Genomic DNA, 25,557 nt, shown 5'->3' with positions numbered 1-25,557 from the left:
TCACCGCTTCAGGATGACCGAGGAGCCATGCCCGAACAGCCCCTGGTTGGCGGTGATGCCGACCTTCGCCCCTTCGACCTGGCGTTCGCCGGCCTCGCCGCGCAGCTGCCAGGTCAGTTCGCACACCTGCGCGATCGCCTGAGCTGGAACCGCCTCGCCGAAACAGGCGAGACCGCCCGACGGGTTGATCGGCATGCGCCCGCCGATGCGGGTTGCGCCGTCGCGGGTCAGCCCGGCGGCCTCGCCACGCGCGCAGAGGCCCAGATCCTCGATCCAGTCGAGTTCGAGCGCGGTCGACAGGTCATAGACCTCGGCGACCGACACGTCCTCGGGACCCATGCCCGCTTCGGCATAGGCCTTGGCGGGCAGGGCGGCACGGAAGCTGTGCGCTTCCGCGACCACGGCGCTGTCGGTCGCGAGATCGGGCATCTCGATGATCGCCGACGCGAAGGTGGGCGTGACCGTGGAGATGGCCGCGATCTTCGGCGCGTCAATCTTGCCGATCTTGCGGGCGAAGGCAGCGCTGGCGACGATCAGCGCCGCGCCACCGTCGGAGGTCGCGCAGACGTCCATCAGGCGCAGCGGATTGGCGACCATCGGCGAGGCCGCGACGTCTTCCATCGTGAACGCCTTGCGATAGCGCGCCCGTTCATTGGTCAGGCCATGCTGCGCATTCTTAATCTTCACCCGCGCGAAGTCGTCCTGCGTGTCGCCGTAGATTTCCATGCGGCGACGAGCATAGAGCGCGAAATAGGTCGGATTGGTGATGCCGACGCGGAAGCGCACCCAGTCGGGATCGTCCGGACGCTCGCCCTTTGCCGGAGCAAGGAATCCCTTGGGTGTGGTGTCGGCGCCGATCACGAGGGCCACGTCCGCCTGTCCGCTGAGGATGCGCGAGCGCGCAGCCGTCAGCGCCTGCGATCCGCTGGCGCAGGCGGCATAGCTGGTCTGGACCTCGGCACCCTGCCAGCCCAGCGCCTGGGCGAAGGTCGCGCCCGCCACATAGCCCGGATAGCCGCAGCGCATCGTGGCGGCGCCCGACACGAACTGCACGTCGCGCCAGTCGATGCCCGCATCGCGCAGCGCTTCCTGCGCGGCGGCGACGCCATAGCCGACGAAATTGCGACCCCATTTGCCCCAGGGGTGCATGCCGGCGCCGATGATGACGACATCCTCGCTCATCGCGCGTCCTCCATCGGCTTCCATTTCCAGACGAGCTTGCCCTTCGGGTCGACCGCGTCGGGGATCGTCTCGACGACCAGTTCCATCGGCAGGCCGGCGCGCAGCGCGTCGACGCCGACGCCTTCGACCACCTGCCCCAGCACGATCATCTTCTCGCGGTCGAGTTCGACTGCGGCGATGGCGTAGGGGATGAAAGGATCGGCCGCGATATAGGGTTCGGGCGGGGTATAGCAGGCGTCGGTGAACGACCACAGCTTGCCCGTCCGCGACAGCTCCACCGTCTCGAACTGCGTGCTCTCGCAGGCCGGGTTGCGGCAGAACGTCTCCAGCTTCGGAAAATAATAGGTGCCGCAGGCCGAGCAGCGGCTGCCGATCAGATGCGGTTCGGGGCCGGTGGTGAACCAGCCCGGCAGGACGGGATCGGCTTCGCTCATCCGCGCGTCCCCGAAGGATTGCCCTTGATCACGGTCGCGCGGATATTGTGCGGATCGAGCCGGGCGATGATCTCCAGCTGTTCGGCGGTCGGGGCGGGCGTGGTCGGCGGGGTGCCGTCGACGATCAGGTCGAACCCGGTCGCGGCCTTGACCTCGTCGACGGTCACGCCGTGGTGCAGTGACACGAGCCGGATTGCATGGTCGGGGCCGCCGAAGTCCATGACGCAGAGATTGGTGACGATGAAGCGGAGGTCGACCCCGCTGAAATCGGCACCGGCGAGCCGCCGCGCGGGGTTGTAGCCGACGCTGGAGACCGAATCGACTTCGCCGGGCACGAAGATGCGGGTCGAGTGGGCGGGCACGAACATCGAGTTGATGTGGTGGATCGTGTTGCCCGGAAAGCCGCGCGCGCCCAGCATCTGGACCTTCGGCTTCTCGAAGCTGCCGCCGATATAGGACAGGTTCATCTGCCCGAAGCGGTCGATCTGGATCGGCGAAACCACCGCATGGCGTTTTCCGGTCCACACCGCGCTGTCGAAATAGCGCGAGAAGGGCAGATAGCCGGAGGACTTGCGGTCCTCATAGTCGCGCGGGCCGATCGGCACCGGGTCCTCGACGAGATAGGCTTCGCCGTCGGTCATCAGCAGTTCGGGCGCGTGGGTGCTCTTGGCGAGGCTCGCGCCGAGGCGCGGGACCGGGCCGATGCCGGTGGCGACGATCTCGCCATTGTCCCGATAGAGTTCGGAGCAGGCGACGATCAGCAGTTCGGCGAGTGTATGGTCTGGCGCGGTCATCGCGTCGTCCTCAGAAGATCGGGAAGGGCAGCTTGGAGATCGCTTCGATCCCACCGGCCTGCGCAAGATAATGGGCCTCGTCAGGGCCGACCTTTTCGTCGCGATAGCGATCCCAGCCGCCCTCTTCGGCGGCGCTGGCGGCATAGGCCTTCAGCGCGGCCATGTCCCAGCCATAGGATGGCGGCATCGAGGTCGGATGCGCGCCGCCCGGCGCCTCGACGACATGCTGGACGAAGCAGCGCTCGAACAGATTGGCCTTGGCGTCTTCCGGATAGCTGTGGTCGAGCCGGTCGACGACCTCCTCGGCGGAAATCGCGACTTCTTTGGCCGCCTTGGCGAACCAGTCGTCATAATATGTGTCGGGGCCGAGAGCCTGGCTGTTGCCCATGCGGTCGGCGCGGTGGACGTGGATCAGCGCGAAATCGAGCGGGATGGCGGGCATCGCCAGCAGAACCTCTCCGTCGTCATAGGGAGAGGCGACCGTCTTGAAGCCGCCCTGCTCGAACACGTCGGTGCCCAGGCCGACGCGTGTCGGCAGGAAGGGCAGGCGCAGCGCTGCAGCCTTCAGACCCCATTGAAGCATGCCCTCGTCGAGCTCGAGCACCTCGAGCCCGCCGGCTTCGCGCGCCTTGCGGAAATAGGGTTCGAGCGGGATCGCGTCGAGCGACACGAAGCCGTAGATCACTTTGCGCACCTTGCCCGCCGCCAGCAGCATGCCCACTTCGGGGCCGCCATAGGTGACGATGGTCAGGTCTTTCAGATCGCTGCGGAGCAGGGCGCGCACCAGCGCCATCGGCTTGCGGCGCGGGCCCCAGCCGCCGATGCCGATCGTCATCCCGTCGCGGAGCTTGCCGATGACGGCGTCGGCAGATGTTCTCTTGTCGAAAGTCTTGGTCGTCACGCTCCGAAATCCCATTTGTGGCCCCAAAGGTCCTCTTTGATAGTGAAGGTCGGGGTCACGGTGGTCCAGTCAACGGTCTGTTCACCGCCACAGCCGAATTCGATGTCGAATCCGGATGGCGTCCGCATGTAGAAGCTGATCATCTTGTCGTTGGTGTGCCGCCCCAGCGTGGACGAGATGTGCACGCCGGCGGCCAGTGCGCGGTCGAGCGCCAGGCCGACATCGTCGATCGAGGGCACCTCGACCATCGTGTGGATCAGGCCCGACGGGGCGGGAAACTCGCCGACGGCCACCGTGTGGTGGCGCGGGCCGCTGGCATGCATGAAGGATATGCCCAGGCCAGTTTCGGGGCCGCCGGGGAAATGCACGCGCATCTCGTCGCTGTCGCCGAAGCCGAGCAGCTCCTTGTAGAAGCGGCGGGTGTCGTCATAGCAGCTGGTCGGCACGACCACATGGCCGAAGCCCATCTCACCGGTGACGAAACCGGGCACGCCGACGGGCGACACGAAGGGCGTACCCGCCACTACATTGCCCCAGACCAGTTCGATCCGGTTGCCGGCCGGATCGGCGAGCGAGGCGATGCCCCGCACATGGCGGTCGGCGGCCAGAGCGGCGTCCCCGCGCTCCACGGCGACCCCGGCCTTGTCGAGCTTGTCCAGAACGGCGGCCCAGGCCTCCTCCGAGGGGCATTCCAGCCCGGCGCAGAGATATTTCTCCTGCTCGCCCTTCTCGATGCGGAAGCGCCAGGGGCGTCCGTCGAGCCGCAGCATCAGCCGGTCTTCGGTCGAATCGGGCGTGGCGGCAGCCCCCACCACCTGTTCGCCAAATCGGCGCCAGGCCCCGACATCGCGTGTCTCGACGCGAATATAGGCCAGCGATCGTACGGCCATCGTCCTTTCCCCTCCCCGCACCTCTTACTTTCGCGTTCGGGTCTATCGGCGCACCCGCATCCTTTCAAGCACTTTACGTTATGAAAATTCGAATTTGGTACGCACATTGTTAGCGAAAAGGCATAACGCCAGTAGCTCGCGGAAAAGCGGAGCTATGTCGCTTGCGGTGCCCATCGCTCTCGCCTTAATATTGGTAAGCGGTTTCGCACCCTGCGAAAGTGATCGGTCGAAGGGCGGTCGGGCCGCGTCAGGAGGGGATGATGCTGGCCGCGCCCGACAAGGCTGAAACGCAAGTTCGGAAACGCGGGCCGAAGCCGGGTATGCGATCCGGCCGTCAGCAGGGTCAGGTCGTCGCCAGCCGCCAGGATGTGGTCGAGGCGATGCGCGGGTTGCTCCGATCGCGGCCGTTCGACGAGATCCCGGTCGAGGACATACTGGCCGCCTCGGGCGTCAGCCGCGCCACCTTCTATCGCCATTTCAAGTCGCGTCGCGATGTCGCGCTGAGCATCTACGAGGCGACCCTCGAGCGCGCCATGCCGCATTTCCTGCGTCTGGCCGAGGTCGCTACGGGCGGGCTGTCGGCGCGGTGGTGGGCGCATCAGGCGGTCGGCTTTTATCGTGAGGAGGGGCAGATCTCGGTCCTCATCCACGGACTCGCCGCGACCGATCAGGCTTTTCACCAGCGGGCGCGCGACGATCGCCAGCGGCTGATCGAGCGGCTTGCGCCCGAGGTCCGGGCCTTCGGCCGGGCGATCGGCGACACTGCGGAGGCGCGGCGCCAGCGCGCCAGGGCGGACATCTTCTTCATGCTGCTCGACCGTATCAGCGCCGAGGTCACGCTGTTCGCCGAGCTGGCCGATGTCGAGGATTATGAGGCGGTTCTGGCGGAGCAGGTCGCGGCGTTCGTTATCGATAATTGACAATATAAAATGTATTGTCGATTAAATGCGTAGCCGATTCGGTCAACGAAAACGCAAAGCGAAAATAGGAGGGGCGTGATGAAGGCGGTGCGCATCCACGGCGCGGGCGATGTTCGCGTCGACGAGATCGAGGAGCCCCGGCCCGGGCCTCGGGACGTGATCGTCCGCGTCCGGCGCTGCGGCCTGTGTGGCTCGGATCTCGGCTATATCAAGGTGGGCGGGGTCGCGGCCCCGGCCGAGGCGCCCTTCGGGATCGGTCACGAACTGTCCGGCGTCGTCGAGGCGGTGGGCGCCGACGTGACGGGCATCGCGCCCGGCCAGCGCGTCGTCGTCAACCCGATGGGCGATGGCAATGGAATCGGTGCTGGCCTGCCCGAGGGCGCTTTCGCACCTTTGTTGCGCGTGTCGAATGCCACGGTCGGTGGGGCGATCCACCCCATTCCGGATCATGTCGACTGGGATGCGGCCGCGCTCGCCGAACCGCTCGGCGTCGCGCTTCATGCCGTCCATCGCGCGGGCGCCACGCCGGAGGACAAGGTTGCGGTGTTTGGCGTGGGGCCGATCGGCCTTGGCATCGTCTTCTTCCTGAAGCGGTCGGGCGTCGCCTCCGTGGTCGCCATAGACCGGTCCCGGCAGCGTCTCGAACGCGCGAAGCGGCTGGGCGCGGACCATGTCATCGACGCCGGCCAGGAGGATGTCGCCGCCGCGCTGGGTGAGCTCCACGGCCGCGCCGATCTCTTCGGCTGGCCGACGGTCGGCAGCAGCCTGTGGTTCGAATCCTCCGGGGCGCCCTCGGTGCTGCCCTCGATCGTCGGCATGGCGCCGTTCCATGCGCGCGCGGTGATGGTTGCGGTCCACCACGAGCCGATCGCGATCGACTGGAAGATGGCGCTCGGCAAGGAGATGAGCTTCATCACCTCCATGGCCTATCCGGACGAGTTTCCGGAGGTGATCGCGGCGATTTCCGAGCCCGGCTTCGATGCCGACGCCTTCATCAGCCACCGCATTCCGCTCAGCCGCTTCGACGAGGCACTCGCGGTCGCGCGCGATGCGGAATTGTCGGCGAAGGTCATGGTGGCCTGCGATGCCTGAGGACATCCGGATCGACGATCTCGCCAATCCCCGCCTCACCCCGCTCCAGCAGCAGGCGATCGAGGCCTGTCCACCCGTGCTGATGGAGATGGACGCGGTGCTGGCGGCGGCCCGGGCCGCGACCGGCCTGTCCGATTTCGGGCCCGACGACTTCCGTTCGCGCCTGGCGCTGTGGCTGCGCAGCTATGACGAGGACCGCGACCTGACCACGCTCGGACGCGCGACCCTGTTCGGGGAATGCGTACGCTATGCCTCGGCCCGGCTGCGCATTGAGGATCTGATCCGCCGCCATCCGGAGATCGAGCAGGTCGAGATCGACCGGCCGATCATGGTCGCGGGCCTGCCCCGGTCGGGGACGACCCATCTGGTCAACATTCTCGCCGCCGACCCGCGCCTGCGCTCGACGCCGCTGTGGGAGACGATGGAGCCGATCCCCGGACCCGGCGATGTTGGCGATCCCGACCCGCGCCATGTCCGCACCGCACAGATGTGGGGGGCGTTCGAAGCGATGCTGCCGCTGATGCCGGCGATGCACGAAATGGCGCCCGATCATGTTCATGAGGATATCGAGCTCCAGGGCCCCGACTTTTCCTCCTATCTGCCCGAATGGCTGAGCCGTCCGGTGGCCTGGCGCGACCAGTATCTGGCGACCGACCAGACCCCGCATTATGCCTATGCCAAACGGGTGATGCAGGCGCTGACCTGGCTCAAGGGGCCCAATCGCTGGGTCGTTAAGTCGCCGCCGCACATGGAGAATCTGCCCGCTCTGATCGCGGTGCATCCGAAGGCGATCGTCCCGGTCACGCACCGCGATCCTGTTGCGGTGCTCCAGTCGGCGATCACGATGATCGCCTATGGCGACCGGACGCGGCGCGTGCGGCAGGACCTGCCCGCCCTCGCCGCCTGGTGGACCGACCGGATCGAGGTACTGCTGCGCCGCTGCGTCCGCGATCGTGATGCGATACCTTCGGGGCAGTCGATCGACATCCTCTTCCACGACTATATGGCCGACCAGAAGGCGACGGTGCGGCGCGTCTATGCGCTGGCGGACCTGGAGATGACGCCCGAGGCCGAAGCGCGGATCGACCATTTCCTCGCCGCGAACCCGCGCAACAAACATGGCCGGGTGGTCTATGACCTGATCGGCGATTTCGGGGTCGATGTCGGCGCGCTCCGGGAGCGCTTCGCCTTCTATTATGATCGCTTCCCGGTGCGCCGCGAAGCCGTGCTCGGAGAGACATCATGACCGCCGCAGAGCGCCTGCTGACCGGCCGCGCCTTCGAGGACTATCTCGAAACCGTGCGGATGGCCGCGCGCACGGTGGAGCGGTTCGGCAGCGAGGTCGACGAACTCGACCGTGCCGAATGGTACCGTTTCGTCACCCGGCTGATGCGCAACGGGTTCGAGCGCTTCGTCGAGAATTGCGAGCCCGAGCGGCCGCGTCTGCGCGATGCGCCGTGGCGGCAGGCGATCAACTTCCAGTCGCCCGACCAGGATCATCTGCTCGCCGAGTTCGTCGATGGGCGCCACGACTATGTGATCCGCGGCAATCGCGGCACCATCCCCTATTTCGTCATGGCGAGCTGGACTGCGCCGCAGCCGAAGCATCCGGGCGAGCAGGACTGGGCGGCGCAGGGCGTCGGCGGCCTCAAGGCTTTCGATCCCGCGACGCTGACCACGACCGGCTTCCTGCAGAGCGATACGATCCCCTTCGATGCCAATGGCGACTTCGAAGTGTTCGTCGGGCGCGAGCGTCCCGCAGACGGGCGCCCCTGGCTGCCGATCACCGATGGCTGCGTCGGCCTGCTGGTGCGCACGGTTTATCATCTGCGCGAGGAGACGGTCGCCCCGCGCATGACGATCCACCGCGCCGACGGCGCCGCGCCGCGGCCGATCGCGCCGTCCGACATGGCCGATGCGCTCGCCAAGTCGGGGCAGGTCGTGCTCGGCTATGCCGAACTGGTGCGCCGCTGGTGGCAGGACAATCTCGGCAAGCGGCCGAACCGCATCCGCTTCAGCCGGGCGGTCTATCTGTCGAACGGCGGCGTTCCCGATCGCCACCATGGCTTCGGCACCTGGCAATGCGGGCGCGACGAAGCGCTGGTGCTGCGCTTCACGCCGACGCCCTGCGACTACTGGATCTTCCAGCTGTGCAACATCTGGCAGGAAAATCTCGACAATTATGAGGATGGCGGCGGCCATATCCAGAAATACCGCGCCACTTACGAGCGGGACGGATCGGTGCTGATCGTCATCGCCTCGGGCGATGCGGGCATCGGCGGCAATGCGATCGATCCCTATGGCCATGCCCATGGGGGGATGAGCCTGCGCCTGATCAAGACGCAGGGCGAGCCGCCGCCGGTGTCGCTGTGGCGCGTGCCGCTGGCGCGGCTGCGCGCCGAGGGGCGAGCCCTGCTCGACAGTATGCCGCCGATCCAGAGCGGCGAGATCACCGACTGAATGACAGACAAAAGAGGGGAGAGGGACATGAGCTGGAGCGATCTGCGCTTCGACTATGCCGGCGCAAAAGTGCTGGTGACCGGGGGCACGAGCGGTATCGGCGCGGCGATCGCGCGCGCCTATGCCGATGCGGGGGCCGAGGTCGTCATCACCGGCACGCGCGGCGGGCCGGGCGATTATGACGAGGATCTGTCGCGCTTCGACTATCGCCAGCTCGACGTCGAGGACGGCGCGCAGATCGATGCCGTGGCGGCGGGCTTCGACCGGCTCGACATCCTCGTCAACAATGCCGGCCTCGCGCTCGGCTCGCTCGGCCTCGACGAATGGGATCCTGCGATTTTCGAGCGGTCGATCACGATGCACCTGACCTCGGCCTTCCGCATGGCGCATGGCTGCCGCGCGGCCTTGGCGCGGGGCGAACGTCCGGGCGGCTCCTCGATCATCGGCATCGCCTCGATGACCTCCTATTTCGGCATAGGGATGATCCCCGGCTATGGCTCGGCCAAGACGGGGCTCCTCGGCCTCACCCGCGTGCTCGCGACCGAGTGGGCGAGCCAGCGCATAAGGGTGAACGCGGTCGCGGCGGGCCTCACCCGCAGCCGCATGACGGCGGGGACCTTCGATGCGCCCGAATGGACTGCGCCGACCTTGAGCCGAACGCCCTTGGGGCGCCTCGGCGAGCCAGTGGACATAGCGGGGGCGGTGCTGTTCCTGTCGAGTTCGGCCGCCTCATGGATCACCGGGCAGGTGCTGCCGATCGACGGCGGCTTCACGGTGGCGGGATGAGCCTGGACCAGTTGCTGCTCGCGGCAGGCACTGTGCAGGCGGTGCCCTTTTTCGATCGGCTTGCGCCGGCACGCGATGCGGGCTTTGCCGGCATATCGATCTTCGCGGCGGACCTGGAGCAGTTGGAGCAGCGGGGCGTATCGCATCGCGAGGTCTGCGACCGGGTGGCCGATGCCGGCCTGTTCATCCACGAGGTGGAGATCGTCGGTAGCTGGCTTCCGGGCCCGCCCACCAAGGCCAATCCCGGCTGGCTCGCCGCGCTGTTGCAACGCTCGACGCCCGAACGGCTGATCGACCTTGCCGAGGCGGTCGGTGCTCGGGGCGTCAGCGTCGGCGAATTGCAGGGCGTTGCCTGGACCGTCGACGAGGGCGTCGAGGCCTTTGCCGCGATCTGCGACAGGGCGGCCCCTGCGGGACTGCACGTCGCGCTGGAATATGTGCCGACCGGGACCATTCCCGATCTCGCCACCGCCTGGGATCTCGTCAGGCTTGCCGGACGCGATAATGGTGGCCTTCTGGTCGACAGCTGGCACCAGTTCCGCAGCAGTTCGAGCCTCCACCTGCTGGCAGCGCTGCCGGCCGGGGCGATCAAGAGCGTCCAGATCTGCGATGCGCCCGCAACTGCCTCGGACGATCTCGACAGCGAGATGATCCAGGGCCGCCTCCTGCCGAGCGATGGGGGCCTCGACCTCCAGGGCTTCGTCGCGGCGCTCCGCGCGACCGGCACGACCGCGCCCTGCTCGGTCGAGGTCTTTTCCGCAACGCTGGCAACGCGACCTGTCGACGAGATCGCCCGGCTCTGCGCCGACAAGGCAAGACTGATCCTGAAAGGAGCCTGACATGGCCGATGCATATGGTGCCGTCGTCGTTGGAACGGGCTTCGGCCTGTTCACCCATGTCCGCGCTTTGCGCGAGGCGGGGTTCGAGGTGCGCGCGATCGTCGGGCAGAATCGTGCCCGCACGGCCGAACGGGCCGCGCCCCTCGGCATTCCGCTCGCGACCGACAGCCTCGCCGAGGCACTGGTCGATCCCCGCACCGTGCTGGTCACCGTGGCGACCCCGCCGCACGCCCATTACCAGGTGGTGATGGATGCGGTGGCCGCCGGGCGCCATGTGGTGTGCGAGAAACCTTTTGCGCGCGATGCGGCCCAGGCCCGCGAGATGCGTGATGCGGCGGAGAAGGCGGGTGTCGTCCATATGCTCGGTGCGGAGTTCCGGTTCGATGCGGCGCAGGCACTGCTGCGGCGTGTAGTGCAGGACGGCGCGATCGGCGAGCCGCGCCAGTTCCTGCGCATCTATCATCAGCCGGGGCTGCAGGACCCCACCGAAAAACTCAGCGACTGGTGGGAGGATGCCGGTCAGGGCGGCGGCTTCCTCGGCGCCTTCGGGACGCATATGATCGACCAGGTGGTCAACATGCTCGGCCCGATCCGCCGTCTGTCCTGCACCTTGCAGACGCTTGCGCCGGGACGCCCGCACATGACGGCGGACGACAGCTATGTCGTCGAGTTCGAATGCGAAAGCGGCGCACGGGGGACGCTGATGGCGGCGATGGCGGCGCCCGGCCCGCTGGTGATGGCGACCAAGGTCGTCGGCACCCGGGGCGGTGCGTGGATCCAGTCGGGTGCGGCGTTCGGTGACCCCGAAGAGGTATGGGTGTCCGATGCCGCCGGTGCGCGGCGGATCGACATGCCCGCCGATCTGGCGCTGCCCCCGCCCGAACCTTTCCCGATCGCCGACCTGATCCAGACCGAGCAGGACCGCTGGCACACGATGGGCTTCGACGTGATCCCCTATGCGCGGCTCTTTTCGGAAATGCGCCGCCGGATCGCGGGAGAGGCCGTGACCGATCGCGAGCAGGCGGGCAGTTTCGACGATGCCCTTGTCAACCAGACGGTCCTCGATGCGGCACGCCGCTCTGCGCAGCGCGGGCAATGGGTTGATGTGGAGTGACAATCGATACGCATAATGCATTGATGGAGGGATGATTACTCTCTAATGCGCAAAGCAAATCGATAAAAGGCGAGGTATATGCTTCCCGACTTGCTGACGATGGGTGGACTTCTCGATGCGGCCGCCACGCGCTGGCCCGACCGCCCCTATCTGAAGGAGGAGGATGGGCGCACGCTGAGCTTCTCGGCGTTCCGGGAGGCGGCGCGGCGCGTTTCGGGCGCGCTGCTCGCACGCGGTGGCCGCAAGGGGGACCGCATCGCGATCTGGGCTCCGAATAGCGGCACCTGGGCGATCGTGGCAGCCGGCGCGACGCAGATCGGCCTGCAACTGATCCCGCTGAACACCCGCTTCAAGGGTGCCGAGGCTGAGGACATATTGGGTCGCGGCAAGGTGCGCTGGCTGTTCACCGTGCGCGACTTTCTCGGGTTCGACTATGCCGGGATGCTGGCGGGCCGCGATCTGCCCGATCTGGAAGAGACGGTGTTCCTCGATGAGGGGTTCGATGCGTGGCTCGGCGCTGTCGTCGGTGCCGACGACGCGGCCCTATCCGCCGCCATCGCTGCGGTCGGCCCCGATGATATCGTCGACGTCCTGTTCACCTCGGGCACGACCGGCCGTCCGAAGGGCGTCCTCAGCAGCCACTCGCAGAATCTGCGCACCTTCCAGGGTTGGGCCGATGCGGTCGGTCTGCGCGAAGGCGATCATTATCTGATTGTGAATCCCTTCTTCCACACCTTCGGCTACAAGGCCGGCTGGGTCGTCTCGCTGCAGCAGGGCGCGACCATGTTCCCCGTTGCGCAGTTCGGCGCCGCGAAGGTGCTCGCGACGATCGCGCAGGAGAAGATCACCGTCCTGCCGGGACCGCCGACCATCTTCCAGTCGCTGCTCGACGAAGCCGGGCGCAAGCCCGACGATACCGCCAGCCTTCGTCTCGCCGTCACCGGCGCCGCCAGCGTGCCGCCGATCCTGATCCGGCGCATGCATGACGAACTCGGCATCGCCGAGGTGCTGACCGCCTATGGTCTCACCGAAAGCTCGGGCTGCGTCAGCGCGACCCAGGCGGGCGATCCGGTCGAACTGGTCGCGTCGAGTTGCGGCCGGCCGATCCCCGGCGTCGAGGTGCGTCTGGTCGATGCCGACGATCGCGACGTTGCGACCGGGGAGCCCGGCGAACTGCTCGTGCGCGGGTTCAACGTGATGAAGGGCTATCTCGACGATCCCAAGGCGACCGCCGAGACGATCGACGCCGACGGCTGGCTGCGGACGGGCGACATCGCCACGCAGGACGAGCGCGGCTATCTGCGCATCACCGACCGCGCCAAGGACCTGTTCATCTGCGGCGGCTTCAATTGCTACCCGGCCGAGATCGAGGCGCGCCTGCTCGAACATCCCGAAGTCGCGCGCGTCGCCGTGGTGGGCCGTCCGGATGAGCGGATGGGTGAGGTCGGTCACGCTGTGATCGTGCCAAAGCCAGGCGCGGCGCGCGACGACAAGGCGCTCATCAGCTGGTGCCGCGAGCAGATGGCCAACTACAAGGTTCCGCGCACGGTCGAATGGGTCGATGAATTGCCCGTCAACGCCTCCGGCAAGGTCCAGCGCTTCCTGCTGAAATAGGCTTTGGATCCGGGACAAGGAAAAGGGCGGCCTGACACGCGATCGGACCGCCCTTATCTGTTCTTGCGCCGATCAGGCGACCTGCTTGGCCGGATCGCGCTTGTCGACCACGGTGTGGCGGCCGTTGACGCGCTTCTGGAACTCGGGTGCCTGGGCGATCGGGTTGTAGAACTGGCGGTACCAGATGCGGCACTTGTCGGTCGGACCGTCGCCGCGCACCATAAGCGGGGCGAAGCAGGGGCGCTTGTGGCTCCAGATTTCGAAATCCTGCGCGAAGGCGAGGCGGCTCGCCTCCTGATAGGCGCGGGCCATCGGGATGTCGGCCTCGGTCGCCTCGCGGCCCATGTCGACCATCAGCGCGTGCCAGACCTGGATCTTGCCGTCCTCGACCGGCGTGTGCGCGATCAGCATATGCGTCGGGAAGGTGCCGCGCATGAAGGACTGGAGGATCGCCGGGCCGGTATACCAGGTATCGAGCTCGAGCAGGCCCTCGCCCTCCTGCACCAGCGTGCGGTGCCCGGCGCCGAACATCTGCCACTGCACATGATCGTCGAACTCGTTGTAGAAATATTCGATGTCGCGCGAGCCGTGGATCGGCACGAAATGGGCGAAGTCGGTCATATTGTCGACGACCTCGATCGGATGCTGCGGCAGCTCGCCCAGATCGTCGATCACCCAGCGGACCCAGTTGGGATTGTCCCACGCCTCGAACGGCGGGAGCTCATGGTCGGGGGCGTTGCCCTCGGCATCGTGCCACATCCAGATGATGCCGGCGCGCTCGACCACCGGCCAGGTCTGGATCTGCGCAGCGGCCGGCGGTTTCTGATCCGAATAGGGGATGTGGTTGCAGCGGCCGTCGGGGCCGAAGCGCCAGCCATGGAAGGGGCAGCGGATCGACTCGCCCTCGATGCGCTCATTGTCGAGCACGATGTAGCTGGTCTCGTTCTTGCCGAGATGCGCGCCCATGTGCGGGCAATAGGCATCGACGAGGTGCGGCGTACCGCTCTCGCCGCGATAGAGGACCATGTCGCGGGCGAAGAAGCGCACCGGCATCGGCGCGGTGCCGAGCTTGGTCGCATCGGCGATCATGTGCCAGCCGCGCGCGAAGGTGTGCGAGCCGAGGCGATATTCGGCGGTGGTTGCCATCGATCTACTCTCCTGTGTCGACATGGCCGTCGAAAGCCATTTGCCCGAAGAATATCATGCAATGTTCGACTGGAAGCCGCACTCCGCCTGTGCAAAGATGCACGGCATGGCGATCGAATGGGACGATGTCCGCGTGTTCCAGTCGGCGGTACGTGCCGGCGACTATAGCACGGCCGCGCGCAAGCTCGACATGGACCGCACCACGGTCGGCCGCCGCTTCGCCCGGCTCGAACGTGCCACGGGCCGTTCGCTGTGGGAGCAGACCGCTACCGGCTACCGTCCGACCGAGGCGGGGCGTGCGGTGCTGCGCGCGGCGGCGGCGATGGAGCGGGCGATGGCGCGACTCGACCATGATCTCGCGCCCGAAGGCGAACGCATCGGCGGGCCGGTGCGCGTCGCTGGCACGGCGGGGCTGGCGTCGCTGCTGCTGCCGGCCTTCGTCCCCTTTCTCGACCGGTATCCGGCCATCTCGCTCGAAGTCGTCGGCGCACGCGATGCGCTTGCCGCCATTCAGCAGCGCCAGGCCGATATCGGCTTTGCGATCGCCCGTACCAAGCCGCGCGACCTGTCGGGCCAGCGGGTGTCGTCCTTCGTCCAGACGCCCTTCGCCCGGCGCGGCACCAAGTCCGCGCGGCAGGTCGTCTGGGGCCATTCGATGATGCTCGCCAACCCGCAGCCCTGGGCGCGGCTCAATGCCGCACCCGAGGGGAGCAATTGCGTCGAGGTCGACAGCCTGTCGGCCCTGCATGATGCGGTCGGGGCAGGCTTGGGTCGCGGTTGGTTGTGGGACCGGCTGGGCGAGGCCGACGACCGGCTCGAACGCCTGGCCGATGCTGCCCCGCCGGCGGCTTCGGCCGACATCTGGATCGTGTACCGTGCAGACCTGGCCGTAGAGCCGGCGGTCGCGGCCCTGATCGACGCGGCGCCCGAGATCGTCGCGCGGTTCATCGAGGAGAGATGATGTGGCCGACTGGACGCATCACCATGCCCGGATCAACGGCATCGCCATGCATTGGGTGGAGCAGGGGGAGGGACCGGCGATCGTCCTCTGCCACGGCTTCCCCCATATCTGGCTGAGCTGGCGGCACCAGATCCCGGTGCTCGCTGCGGCGGGATGGCGGGTGATCGTTCCCGATATGCGCGGCATGGGCCAGACCGAAGGCCCGGAGCACCACAGTCATTATGATGTCCACGCGATCGTCGGCGACCTGACCGGCCTGCTCGATCATCTGGGGCTCGAGGAGGCGGTGTTCGCCGGGCTCGATTTCGGGGTCTTTGCGATCTACGATCTGGCCTATCTCCACCCGCAGCGCGTCCGCGCGATCATCGCGCTGGAGAATCCGGCCTATCCGGACACGCCGGACAAGGCGCCGCTCGCCGAGGCGGCCGAATGGGCGCAGGAGCATTTCGTCCACATCGACTATTTCCGGCCGGTCGGTCCCGCCGATGCGGCGCTGAACGCTGCGCCGCGCGAGTTTCTGCGCAAGGTGCTCTTCGCGCTGTCGGGCGACTTCCACTATCTCGACGTATGGAAGAACCCGCGGGGCATGGCCTATCTCGACGCGCTGCCCGAAACGCCGCCGCTGCCCTGGGCGTGGTTCTCCGAATGGGAGCTCGAATGGTACACCGCCGACTATGCCCGGAGCGGTTTTACCGGCGGGCTGAACTGGTATCGGGCGATGGACCTGCGCTGGTCGCAGCGCGCGGCCTGGCGGCACCGGCCGATCGACCGGCCCTTCTTCTTCATCGGCAGCGAGAATGACGTCGACCTGGAAGCCTGGCATGGGGATGACCCGCTGGGCGCCATCCCCCGCCAATATTCCGACGTCCGTCGCATCGAGATGCTGCCCAAGGCCGGCCACCTCATCCAGCTCGAACGGGCGGATGAGGTCAGCCGGCTGATGCGGGAGTTCGTCGAAAGCCTCTGATTACTCGGCGGCTTCGGCCTGCACGGTGAAGGGCAGGCAGACCTCGTCGAAGCCGAGGACATGGGCGACGCGGCCGAGACCCACCCAGGCGGCGACCGAATTGGCCAGGTCGGCGATCTCCGCATCGGAAAAGGCGGCGCGGGCCTTGGCCCAATATTCTTCGTCGCTGGCGAGCGACTTGGGCTCGGTCCCGAAGCGCTCGGCGAACTCGATCGCCAGCCGTTCGCGGTCGCTGTAGATCGGCGAGGTGCGCCATTCGGTCACGGCAGCGTAAAAGGCCTCGTCGGGGGCAGGGCCATTGTCGACCACCGTGCCGCGCGTGCCCGTGCCCGAGAACATGCCGCCCAGATCGCGCGCCGCGCGGAACTGCTGGCAGATGGTGCAGCCGTTGATCTCGGCGGTCCGCGCGCGGGCGCCCTCGAACTCGCGCAGCGACAGCTTGGAATGGCGATAGACCGCGAAACTGAAGGCCCCGCCGGCCTTCATGATTTCGGGCGCGAGATTCTCGGTGGCATAGCCATAGGGATCATGGGCCTGGGCTGCCGGAACGTCGATGCGCATGCTGGACTCTCCTCTTCATCCTCGTGCGATTTCGGGCGTCTTTCGTCCGGGCCGTCCTCGCGACGTCGTGCGCGACTCCTCCGGACCCTCTTATTCGCCCGCGCAGACTATAGCATCTTGCGGCCCTGTCCAACTTCGATGCTACGAAGGGCGGCAGGAAGAGCAGGATAAGGATCAGATATGCGAGACGAACTCGCGATCCGGGAACGCAGAATATCGGTCGGCGACGGGCTGAACCTCAACGTCATGGAGGCGGGCGATGGCCCCTTGATGCTGATGATCCACGGTTTTCCGGGGCTCGCCTATAGCTGGCGTCACCAGTTGCTGCCCTTCGCGCGCGCCGGCTTCCGGGCCGTTGCCATCGACAGCCTGGGCTATGGGGCGAGCGATCGCCCGGCCGATCCGACGCTGTACGACTCCGCGCACATGCAGAGCTATCTGACGGCACTGCTCGACCATTATGGCGCACGCGACGCCGTCGTCATCGGGCAGGATTTCGGGGCGCAATATGCCTGGAACATGGCGGTACGGTCACCCGAGCGGGTGCGGGCGCTGATCGCCACCATCCCCTATGATTATGACCTTGCGGGACGCGCCATGCTGGGTGGCCGGCCCCGCCAGGCGGAGGGGGAGGGGCCGCGACCCGACATGGCGTCGCCCGACCATCCGCCGTCGCTGCGCTTTGCGGAGATGGCGAAGGCGCATTTCGTCCACTTCCACTATTTCCAGACGGTCGGCCCTGCCGACCTCGAACTGGGCGGCGCGCTCGCCGATTATCTGCGGCGCAGCTTCCACGCGCTCAGCGCATCGGGCGACCTGTGGGCGTGGAAAGCGCTGCCGTCGGAGGGCACCGGCTATCTCGATGCGCTGCCAGCGGCGCCGGACCTGCCCTGGTCCTGGCTCAGCGCCGGGGAGTTCGCCGAATATGTGCAGCGCTACGATCACCAAGACATCGACCGGCGGATGATCGGGGGACTCAACTCCTATCGGACGGCGGACGCCAATTGGGAGATCGGCCGGGCCTGGGCCGATGTCGACGTCACCGTGCCGACGCTCATGCTCTACGGTGCCGCCGATCCGTCCTTCGGCTTCTTCCCCGACTGGGAGGCGCGGCTCCGCCGCCGGGTTCCGGGGCTGGTCGACATCGTCGCGATCGAAGGGGCCGGGCATCTTGTCCAGCAAGAGGCACCCGAGGCGTTCAACGCGGCCGTGCTGCGTTTTCTGGACAGATTGTCGTGAGCCGCCGCTTCGCCGGGCATCTGGGGGTGCGGGGGCCGGATGCGCCCTTGCTGCAACATATGAGCGGCTCAGCCGATCCGATCGAGCAGATCCGCCTGATGGCGGAACTCGGTTTTTCCGGGGTGTTCGACAATTACCTGCTGCTGCGGGAGGAGGCGCAACAGGCGAGGATCGGCGCCGAGCTTCGGCGCCTGGGCATGAACATGGGCTCCTTCGTTCATGATCCACTACGCTGGGACCAGCCGGCCTGGATCGACGGGACGGCGCTCGCCTCGCTCGACCGGACGATCGCCGCCGCTGCGCGCAGCGGGGCCGCTTCGGTCACGTGCATCACGGCGGGGTGCGGCGATCCGGCCGCCGATCGGCAGGCCATGGCGGACATGCTGCGCCGCGCCGCAGACCGCCTGCCGCCCGACAGCCCCATGCTCTGCGTCGAGGCGACTCATCCCGCTTTCGCGCCGGGCCTGTTGAACGAGCAGGTCGAGGACGCGCTGGAGGTCGTTCGGATGGCCGATCATCCCAAGGTGCGGCTTGCGCTCGATCTCGGTCATGGCGCGCTGCATGGGCGCGATCCGGTCGAACTGATCGGTCTCGCGGCCGGCCTGATCGGCAACGTGCAGCTTGCGGACATCCCCGGCCGCGTCGAGCCGGGGGCGGGCAGCCTCGACTGGCAGGGAATTTTCGCGGCGCTCGATGCGGCCGGCTATGCGGGATTGCTCGAACTGGAATGCGAACCCTCGGAAAAGGAAGAGGCCGGCGAGCGCGCGATGATCGCGCGGCTCGCCGGCCTCGGTCTTGGCCGGGCGGCTTAGAAGGAGAAGCCGACGTCGATGCCGTAGGTCGCCGGATCGCCGTAGGAGATCGCCTGGTTCGGATAGCCGGTGAGGATCGAGCCCGATCCGATCACGAAACCGGGATAGCGCTTGTCGAACACATTCTTGCCCCACAGCGCGATCGAGATGTTGCGGCCATCGCCGCGATCGATCGTGTAGGACAGGCGCGCATCGACGATGCCAAAGCTGTCGTTGACCGGCGCATCGCGGCCGAAGGGCACCGACGGGCCCGCGCCCGCCGTGGTGTAGACCTTGTCCTTCCAGGTATAGTCGGCGTGCGCGGCGAGCGTGCCGTCGCCGATCGTCGCGATCGTCCAGTCACCCGACAGGCGTACGCTGTGCTTGGGCGTGAAGGGCAGGACGAAATATCCGGTGATGTCGTCGCCGACCTGCACTGGCGAGGTGGGGTTGACGGCCGGATCGAAGATCGAGCTGGCCGGTGCCCGCACGCTCTTGATGGTTGCATCGGTATAGGCATAGCTCGCCGTCAGTGTCAGGCCGCTGATCGGAACGGCGGTCAGATCGGCTTCGAGGCCCTTCACCGTGGCGCGACCGACGTTGAAGGTGTCGGCGAGCGAGGCGTCGACCGGATCGGCCGAAATGTCGAGCTGCAGATTCTTATATTTGGCGAGGAAGCCGGCGAGGTTGAAGCGCAGGCGCCGGTCGAGCAGGTCGGTCTTGATGCCCGCCTCCCAACTGGTCACAGTCTCCGGGTTGAAGGTCCGGGTGAAGGTCGGCGAGGCCTCGTTCGAGCCACCCGCCTTGTAGCCCGTAACGACCTTCGCATAGAGCGAGACATTGTCCGCCGGACGATAGGACAGTGTCAGCGCCGGGTTGAACTTATTGTTCTTCACATTGGTCGCGCCGACCACCGATCCGAGCGGCACGGTGAAGCCTGCTCCGTTGAAGCCGCGGAAGACGAGCGGGGAGGTTTGCCCGATGAAGAAATTCTGCGTCCGGACACGATCGGCCGTGCGCTTGTCGCTGGTGTAGCGACCACCCACCGTCACGTCGAACTTGCCCTCGGCGAAATCGGGGGTCCAGGTGAGCTGGCCGAAGATCGCCTTGGAGGTCGACCTGGCGTTGGTCAGGCGGTCGACCAGCACCAGCTGGTTCGGGGTACCCGTTCCGATGTCGGCGTTGAGCAGATGGTCCGACTTCTCACGGAAATAATAGACGCCGACGACATATTTGAACTGGTCGAAATTGCCGACTGCCTGGAATTCCTGCGTGTAGGTCTTCGACCCGATCTTGTCGTAACTGAAGAAGGGCGCGAGGAAGGCCTCGACATAATCCTGATAGGTCTTGACCCGGATATTGCGGTAACTGCTCAGCGAACGCAGCGTCAGGCCATCGGTCGCCTGCCATTCCCCGACCAGCGTCTGCCCGTCCGACTTGACATGGCTGTAGGGCAGATAGACCGGCCGATAGGTCCGCTCCACGTCCGAGCTGTAGCCGGGGAAGAGGAAGGGTGCGAAAGCGTTTTCGGTGACATAGCGGACGGGCGTGGTGCGCTGGTCGCTATAGTCGGCCGCATAATCGACGGTGACCGTGTCGGTCGGTTCCCAGCGTATGGCGCCACGCACGGCATATTTCCGATCGGCCTGGAAGTCGTTCGCGTTCGGCACGCCGGCCGTGTTGCTGGCGTTCTTCGCCCAGCCGTCACGGTTCGAATAAAGGCCGGTCAGCTTCACCTTGAAGTCGCCGAACTGCGGCAGATCGACATTGGCGAGGACGCGCCGATAGCCATAATTGCCGACCGAGGCGAGGCCGCGAATGCCGAGTTCGCCGCTCGGCTTGCGGCTGATGATGTTGACCGCGCCGCCCGTGGTGTTGCGGCCGTAGAGCGTGCCCTGCGGACCGCGCAGCACCTCGACCCGCTCCACGTCTGCAAGGTCGAAGGTCGATGCCTGGGGACGAGACTGATAGATGCCGTCGACATAGAGGCCGACGCCACCATCCTTGGTGATCAGGTTGGGATCGCCGATGCCCTGGCCGCGCATGAACAGCACCAGCGTCGTGGACGAGCTGGGATAGGGTGCGAAATAGAGGCTGGGTGCCGCCTGCACGACGCCGCGCAGATCGGTGATTCCCGATGCCTGGAGCGCATTGGCGGTCAGCGCGGTGATCGCGATGGGGGTGCGTTGCAGATTCTCGGCGCGGCGCTCGGCGGTGACGACGATATCCTCGAGGCCGTCATTGCTGACCGCCTCGTCAGCGGCGGGCGCGGTCTGCGCGTGCAGCGGCGCGAGCGCGGCGGCTGCGAGAGCGATCACGGACGCGCGAAGGAACTTGGATGCGATGGTCAATTTCCCCTCCCTTGGGTGGCTTATATTGTTCGCGAATAGTGGCAGAATATGCCGCATAAATCAACGCTCTGCGTAGAACATCCTTTGATCTGCTACGCAGAGCGCCAATGGCCTGAAATCGGGTCAGGAGAGGAAGTCGAACCGTGGCTGCGCGCGCTCGGCGATCATCTTGTGCCGCTGTTCGAGCATCGGGTCCAGTGCCTCGGGCTGGGGCACGATCCAGTAATCGCCGCGCTCGATCGCATCGAAAACAGCCGCGGCGAAGGGCTCGGGGTCCATGCCATAGTGGCGGATCATCCCGCGCAGCGCATCGACGAATTTCTGCGTGGCCGGATGGATGTCGCCGCTGAACGGATCGTCGAAGATCGCGGAGCGGACTGGCCCGGGGGCAAGCAGGCTGACCGCGATCGGCGCGCCCAGCATGTCGAGCTCACCCTTCAGCGATTCCGTGATCGACACGACGGCGAATTTGGTCGCGCTATAGGGCGCCATCAGCGGGCTGGGATTGAAGCCGCCGACCGAAGCGGTGTTGATGATCCGCGCCGGGACATTTGCCTTGAGCATGCGCGGCACGAAGCTGCGGATGCCGTTGAGCACCCCGCCGACATTGACCGCCAGCGATGCGTCCCAGCGGGCCGGTTCGATTTCCCAGCTGAAGCCGGTCGCCATGATCCCGGCATTGTTGAACAGGAGGTCGACCCGACCGAAGCGCCCAAAGGCGATGTCGGCCAGCCGGTCGACCGCCGCACGGTCGGTCACGTCGGTCGGCACGGCCAGCGCGTCGGGCAGTTTGGCGGTCGCAGCCGCCAAAGCATCGGCGTCGCGATCGGCGAGGATCAGGCGGAGGCCCCGCCGGGCGGCTTCGCGGGCCAGGCCGAGGCCTATCCCGCTCGCCGCACCGGTGATGACCGCATTGGTGGCGGTGGAGATCATGCCGCTATCAGAAGCTGATCTTGAACTCGACCGACACGCGGCGCGGTTCGCTGTAGAATTTGCCGCCGAAGCCGAGCGAGCCGAAGTCGATGCCGTAAAGAACCTGGTCCTCGTTGAGGAGGTTCTCGCCGACCAGCGACAATTCGCCTTTTGCCGCGCTGCCGAGGGCGATGTCGCTGAGCGCGATGCGGGCGTCGACGGTGTTGGTCGCGGGCGAGTCGACCTGCTGCTGGAACGGGTTTACCGCGTCGTTCGGATAGAAATAGACGTGGCTGCGATAGGCATAGGAGACCCGGGCCGACAACGTGCCGATCGCCATGGGTTCGAACACATAGTCGACTGCCAGGTTCGAGTTGAACTTCGCCACATTGGGGAAGCGCGCCGTGCTGGCGATGTCGCTGACGGTATTGGTGTTGGGATTGAGGAAGAGGAAGCTCTTATATTTGGGATCGGTGTAGCCCATCGATGCCGACAGAGTCAGGCCGCGGGCGGGCAGTGCCGTGATTTCCAATTCGACGCCCTTGAATTCGGCCTTGCCGGCATTGACCAGCAGGGTCGACGCGCCGCCACTGCCCGCCGCGAACTGCGGGACCTGAAGGTCGTCATATTTGCTCAGGAAGGCCGCGCCGTTGATGCGCAGGCGGCGGTTGAACAGGTCAAGCTTGGCGCCTGCTTCGTATGACACCAGCTTTTCCGGCGCGAAGCTGTTGAGCCGATCGGCGCGCGGATTGAAGCCGCCCGATTTGTATCCGGTCGACAGCTTTGCGTAGACCAGAGCGTCGGGGCTCAGCTGATAGCTGGCTGACCCAAGGAATGAGGTGTTGGTGTATTTCACGCTTCCGCGCGGCGGACCGACGACGCTGGAGACGCCGTTCGACAGATTCTGCAGGAAGATGCTCTTGCGATCCTCGGTATAGCGGATGCCGCCCGTCAGCTCGAACCGCTCGTCGAGTGACTGCGGCTTCCAGCTTACCTCGCCGAAGGCGGCATAGGATTTGGAGACCTGCGAATAGCGCGCGATCGGCGAGAGGTTGAAGCCGATCAGGTCGATGCCCTGGCCCACCAGCGCGTCCTGCACCGCCGTGGGGAAGCCGAGGAAGGGCAGGGCGAAGGGCGACAACACCAGAGTCAGGTTCTGGTTGTTGTCCTCCGATACTTTCTCGCGGAAATAATAGGCGCCGAGCACATAGCTGAAGTCGCCGGCCTTGCCGAGCAGTTGGAGCTCCTCGGAGAACTGCTTCTGCTTCTGCGGACTGTTATAGCCATTATAGGGCGTGACCGACTGGACCGAGGTCAGCGTCGGCGAGGTAAAGTCGAGGACCAGGCCCTTGAGGTCGCCCTGCCCGCTGAGGCCGAGGACATTTTCGAGCAGCAGCTTGCGATAGCCGGTGATCGACTTGATCGTGATCGCGTCCGACGCTTCGTAGGACAGGGTCAGCGTGTGGCCCTGGCTGCGCGTGTGCGAGGTGTAGGTGTTGCCGGGGCCGCCCGGCTGCTGAAGCCCGCTGTTCAGGCGGGTGTCGGCGCCAACGAACTGCAGCGCGGCCCCTCCCAGGCTCTGCGAGCGGCTGTAGTAGGTCCGGGCGTCGGGGCTCAGCGCCACCGTCTGGAAGAAGCCGGGCGCACCGGTGCGGTCGTCATAGTCGAAGCCATAGTCGACCTGGAGCGGGCCGAAGTCACCCGACAGGGCGACCGTGAAGGCGTCGATGTTGAGCGAACCCGGATCCTTGCTGCGCGGCGTCAGGAAGTTGTCGAAATAGCCGTCGCGCTGGCGATGATAATAGCTGAACGCCGTCGAGATGCCGGAATCGCCAAGCTCGCCGGTGTCGACCCGCCCGCGTCCGAACCAGTTGTTGCGGGTGCCGTAGCCGCCGCGCAGGGTGGCGCCGAAAACGTCGGACGGCTTCTTCGACACGATCTGGATCGCCCCGCCGGTAGTGTTGCGGCCGAACAATGTGCCCTGCGGCCCGCGCAGCACCTCGATCCGCTCGATGTCGACGAGATCGAAGATCGAGCCGGCGCTGCGCGCGACATAGACGCCGTCGAGATAGATGCCGACGGCGGTGTCGAGGCCGAGCGAAGGATCGGTCTGGCCGATACCGCGAATGTTTATCGACGCGGCGGAGAGCGACGAGGATTGCTGGCTGATCACAAGGTTCGGCGCGACCTGCCCGAGTTTGTCGACCGCCTGGATGTTGATCCTTTCGATGGCGCGGCTGTCGAGCGCGGTGATCGAGATCGGCGTCTTCTGCAGCGACTCGGACTGGCGACGCGCAGTGACAACGATGTCCTGGATGCCTTCGCTCGCGCCGTCCTCGACCGGGTTGGTCTGGGCCTGAGCGGAAATGGCGGAAAAGGCCAGCGCGATGACGGCGCAGCGCGTGGCGAAACGAACCTTATGATGCGACATTCTACGTCCCCTCGGTTCCCGGATCATGGTCCGGTGCTTCTGTATCGTGGCGACGCATAAGTCTCGAAAATGACCCAAGTCAATCCGGAATGCGTATCTCAAAATTACAAACAATGCGCAAATTGTGACATTTTTGTCAGAATGCGCCGCAGCATTCGTTTGCGCTGGTGTTTTGAGGCTTGCGTAGCTGCGTAAAGACAAGCTGGCCGCTGATACGCATAGATGTGTTCCTGCTGGTTATGCCGCTCGCCCTCGGCTAGGCTGACTTCGCCCGGCACCAGACCGATGGAGAGGCTATATGCGACGCGCCCGGACTGACGGCGAGCTCCGCACCGATCGGACGCGGGTGCACGTCTATACCTATCGCTATGAGCGGCCGTCGCGCGACACGCGGGCGCCGGGACGCGATCTTGTCGTTTTGTGCGAAAACCCGGCGCGGGGTTCGGCCGGCATCTTCCGTTCGGCGGACGCGAGCAGCTCGGTCCTGCCGCTGGGGGGCATGATGGTCATCCCGGCCGGCGCGGCGATCAGCGCGACGGGACCGGGCGGGGATCGGCGTCTCTCGGTATGCAGTTCGGCCGTCGGCTGGCTGCCCGAGGACTTCGACCCGACCGACCGGCGTCAGCTGGCGCTCTGCGGCGACGTGCGGGACGTGCGCGTACGCACGGCGATGGAACGCATGGCGGCCGAGGCGCTGTCCCCCGGTTTCGGATCGGATGTGCTGATCGATGCGCTGGCGACGACACTGGCGGTCGATCTGGCCCGCTATTTCCGGCGTTCGACGAGCGATGCCGACAGCGTGCGCGGCAAGCTTGCGGCATGGCAGCTGCGCCGGATCGAGGATCGTGTCGCGGCATCCTCGGGCGAGCGGCTGACCATCGCCGAACTGGCCGAACTCGCCGAGGTCAGCCCCAGCCATTTCGCCCGCGTGTTCCGCGCGACGACCGGACGCACCGTCCATCGCTTCGTCGAGGAAATCCGGCTGTCCCGCGCGCAGGCCATGCTGCGCGAGACCGACATGCCGCTGAAGCAGATTGCGGCCACGCTGGGGTTCAGCGGCGCGAGCAGCTTCACGCTGGCCTTCCGCAAGGCGACAGGGACGACGCCGGGCCGTTTTCGCTCGGAAATGACGATCGACTGATCTGCGCGGATCGGAATATCGGCGCCGCGAT

General features: G+C 66.3%; 23 protein-coding genes. 13 read left to right on the top strand and 10 right to left on the bottom strand.

Going from position 1 to position 25,557, the window contains the following annotated elements; all coding sequences use genetic code 11:
• From ACNI3R_RS01850 to ACNI3R_RS01830, 5 genes are read right to left on the bottom strand one after another with little or no spacing between them, the layout of a single operon-like run.
• Entirely contained in the window at positions 1 to 1,182 is a 1,182-nt protein-coding gene (locus tag ACNI3R_RS01850; RefSeq protein ID WP_426179423.1) for a lipid-transfer protein, read from the bottom strand.
• Positions 1,179 to 1,616 (bottom strand): Zn-ribbon domain-containing OB-fold protein, encoded by a 438-nt coding sequence (locus tag ACNI3R_RS01845; protein WP_426179421.1) that lies wholly within the window; start codon positions 1,614 to 1,616, stop codon positions 1,179 to 1,181. Before ACNI3R_RS01845 ends, ACNI3R_RS01850 begins: the two co-directional genes overlap by 4 nt.
• Positions 1,613 to 2,410: a CoA-transferase subunit beta gene (locus tag ACNI3R_RS01840; protein WP_426179420.1), complete on the bottom strand. Its 798-nt coding sequence runs from the start codon at positions 2,408 to 2,410 to the stop codon at positions 1,613 to 1,615. The genes ACNI3R_RS01845 and ACNI3R_RS01840 overlap by 4 nt, the downstream gene beginning before the upstream one ends.
• 10 nt (positions 2,411 to 2,420) lie before the next feature.
• A complete protein-coding gene (locus ACNI3R_RS01835; RefSeq protein ID WP_426179418.1) occupies positions 2,421 to 3,311 on the bottom strand; it encodes a CoA transferase subunit A in 891 nt (296 codons plus the stop codon).
• Positions 3,308 to 4,201 carry a VOC family protein gene (locus ACNI3R_RS01830; protein ID WP_426179417.1) on the bottom strand — a complete coding sequence of 298 codons (894 nt, stop codon included), beginning with the start codon at positions 4,199 to 4,201 and terminating at the stop codon, positions 3,308 to 3,310. Before ACNI3R_RS01830 ends, ACNI3R_RS01835 begins: the two co-directional genes overlap by 4 nt.
• Positions 4,202 to 4,521: 320 nt before the next feature.
• On the opposite strand from ACNI3R_RS01830, the gene ACNI3R_RS01825 reads away from it, so the two are divergent.
• The 8 genes from ACNI3R_RS01825 (at position 4,522) to ACNI3R_RS01790 (ending at position 13,026) form a co-directional block, all read left to right on the top strand.
• Positions 4,522 to 5,121 (top strand): TetR/AcrR family transcriptional regulator, encoded by a 600-nt coding sequence (locus ACNI3R_RS01825; protein WP_426179415.1) that lies wholly within the window; start codon positions 4,522 to 4,524, stop codon positions 5,119 to 5,121.
• A 78-nt stretch (positions 5,122 to 5,199) separates the two neighbouring features.
• Positions 5,200 to 6,213: a zinc-dependent alcohol dehydrogenase gene (locus tag ACNI3R_RS01820; RefSeq protein ID WP_426179414.1), complete on the top strand. Its 1,014-nt coding sequence runs from the start codon at positions 5,200 to 5,202 to the stop codon at positions 6,211 to 6,213.
• Entirely contained in the window at positions 6,206 to 7,459 is a 1,254-nt protein-coding gene (locus ACNI3R_RS01815) for a sulfotransferase family protein (RefSeq protein WP_426179412.1), read from the top strand. Before ACNI3R_RS01820 ends, ACNI3R_RS01815 begins: the two co-directional genes overlap by 8 nt.
• Positions 7,456 to 8,673: a hypothetical protein gene (locus ACNI3R_RS01810; RefSeq protein WP_426179410.1), complete on the top strand. Its 1,218-nt coding sequence runs from the start codon at positions 7,456 to 7,458 to the stop codon at positions 8,671 to 8,673. The genes ACNI3R_RS01815 and ACNI3R_RS01810 overlap by 4 nt, the downstream gene beginning before the upstream one ends.
• A gap of 27 nt (positions 8,674 to 8,700) precedes the next feature.
• On the top strand, positions 8,701 to 9,459 hold the full coding sequence (locus tag ACNI3R_RS01805; protein WP_426179408.1) for an SDR family NAD(P)-dependent oxidoreductase: 759 nt from the start codon (positions 8,701 to 8,703) through the stop codon (positions 9,457 to 9,459).
• Positions 9,456 to 10,298 (top strand): sugar phosphate isomerase/epimerase family protein, encoded by an 843-nt coding sequence (locus tag ACNI3R_RS01800; protein WP_426179407.1) that lies wholly within the window; start codon positions 9,456 to 9,458, stop codon positions 10,296 to 10,298. Before ACNI3R_RS01805 ends, ACNI3R_RS01800 begins: the two co-directional genes overlap by 4 nt.
• Before the next feature lies 1 nt (position 10,299).
• Positions 10,300 to 11,412 (top strand): Gfo/Idh/MocA family protein, encoded by a 1,113-nt coding sequence (locus tag ACNI3R_RS01795; RefSeq protein ID WP_426179406.1) that lies wholly within the window; start codon positions 10,300 to 10,302, stop codon positions 11,410 to 11,412.
• Between the two features lie 78 nt (positions 11,413 to 11,490).
• Positions 11,491 to 13,026 carry an AMP-binding protein gene (locus ACNI3R_RS01790; protein WP_426179405.1) on the top strand — a complete coding sequence of 512 codons (1,536 nt, stop codon included), beginning with the start codon at positions 11,491 to 11,493 and terminating at the stop codon, positions 13,024 to 13,026.
• A gap of 72 nt (positions 13,027 to 13,098) precedes the next feature.
• Here the strand turns inward: ACNI3R_RS01790 and ACNI3R_RS01785 are convergent, their stop codons facing one another.
• Positions 13,099 to 14,172 (bottom strand): Rieske 2Fe-2S domain-containing protein, encoded by a 1,074-nt coding sequence (locus ACNI3R_RS01785; RefSeq protein ID WP_426179403.1) that lies wholly within the window; start codon positions 14,170 to 14,172, stop codon positions 13,099 to 13,101.
• Positions 14,173 to 14,278: 106 nt separating this feature from the next.
• On the opposite strand from ACNI3R_RS01785, the gene ACNI3R_RS01780 reads away from it, so the two are divergent.
• Positions 14,279 to 15,133: a LysR family transcriptional regulator gene (locus ACNI3R_RS01780; RefSeq protein WP_426179402.1), complete on the top strand. Its 855-nt coding sequence runs from the start codon at positions 14,279 to 14,281 to the stop codon at positions 15,131 to 15,133.
• A gap of 1 nt (position 15,134) precedes the next feature.
• Positions 15,135 to 16,100: an alpha/beta fold hydrolase gene (locus ACNI3R_RS01775; protein WP_426179400.1), complete on the top strand. Its 966-nt coding sequence runs from the start codon at positions 15,135 to 15,137 to the stop codon at positions 16,098 to 16,100.
• Here the strand turns inward: ACNI3R_RS01775 and ACNI3R_RS01770 are convergent, their stop codons facing one another.
• Positions 16,101 to 16,661 (bottom strand): carboxymuconolactone decarboxylase family protein, encoded by a 561-nt coding sequence (locus tag ACNI3R_RS01770; RefSeq protein ID WP_426179398.1) that lies wholly within the window; start codon positions 16,659 to 16,661, stop codon positions 16,101 to 16,103.
• Between the two features lie 180 nt (positions 16,662 to 16,841).
• Between ACNI3R_RS01770 and ACNI3R_RS01765 the strand changes: the two genes are divergently transcribed.
• Together ACNI3R_RS01765 and ACNI3R_RS01760 are read left to right on the top strand one after the other, a co-directional pair.
• The gene (locus ACNI3R_RS01765; protein ID WP_426179396.1) at positions 16,842 to 17,900 is read left to right on the top strand and encodes an alpha/beta fold hydrolase; all 1,059 of its coding nucleotides are present in this window, start codon (positions 16,842 to 16,844) and stop codon (positions 17,898 to 17,900) included.
• Positions 17,897 to 18,712 (top strand): TIM barrel protein, encoded by an 816-nt coding sequence (locus tag ACNI3R_RS01760; protein WP_426179395.1) that lies wholly within the window; start codon positions 17,897 to 17,899, stop codon positions 18,710 to 18,712. The genes ACNI3R_RS01765 and ACNI3R_RS01760 overlap by 4 nt, the downstream gene beginning before the upstream one ends.
• On the opposite strand, the gene ACNI3R_RS01755 is transcribed toward ACNI3R_RS01760, so the two are convergent.
• The 3 genes from ACNI3R_RS01755 to ACNI3R_RS01745 all read right to left on the bottom strand — a co-directional run bounded on the left by ACNI3R_RS01755 (position 18,709) and on the right by ACNI3R_RS01745 (position 24,385).
• The gene (locus tag ACNI3R_RS01755; protein WP_426179393.1) at positions 18,709 to 21,042 is read right to left on the bottom strand and encodes a TonB-dependent receptor; all 2,334 of its coding nucleotides are present in this window, start codon (positions 21,040 to 21,042) and stop codon (positions 18,709 to 18,711) included. The genes ACNI3R_RS01760 and ACNI3R_RS01755 overlap by 4 nt on opposite strands.
• A gap of 123 nt (positions 21,043 to 21,165) precedes the next feature.
• A complete protein-coding gene (locus tag ACNI3R_RS01750) occupies positions 21,166 to 21,975 on the bottom strand; it encodes an SDR family NAD(P)-dependent oxidoreductase (protein WP_426179391.1) in 810 nt (269 codons plus the stop codon).
• Positions 21,976 to 21,982: 7 nt separating this feature from the next.
• A complete protein-coding gene (locus ACNI3R_RS01745; RefSeq protein WP_426179389.1) occupies positions 21,983 to 24,385 on the bottom strand; it encodes a TonB-dependent receptor in 2,403 nt (800 codons plus the stop codon).
• 298 nt (positions 24,386 to 24,683) lie between these two features.
• Here ACNI3R_RS01745 and ACNI3R_RS01740 point away from each other — a divergent pair, with 298 nt between their 5' ends.
• Positions 24,684 to 25,526: an AraC family transcriptional regulator gene (locus tag ACNI3R_RS01740; protein WP_426179387.1), complete on the top strand. Its 843-nt coding sequence runs from the start codon at positions 24,684 to 24,686 to the stop codon at positions 25,524 to 25,526.
• The last annotated feature ends 31 nt before the right edge of the window (positions 25,527 to 25,557 follow it).

It is taken from the genome of Rhizorhabdus antheiae, from assembly GCF_049889055.1.
Taxonomy (GTDB): Bacteria; Pseudomonadota; Alphaproteobacteria; order Sphingomonadales; family Sphingomonadaceae; genus Rhizorhabdus.
The sequence above is the reverse complement of the archived record's forward strand: the minus strand, read 5'-3'. Positions and strand labels throughout refer to the sequence as shown.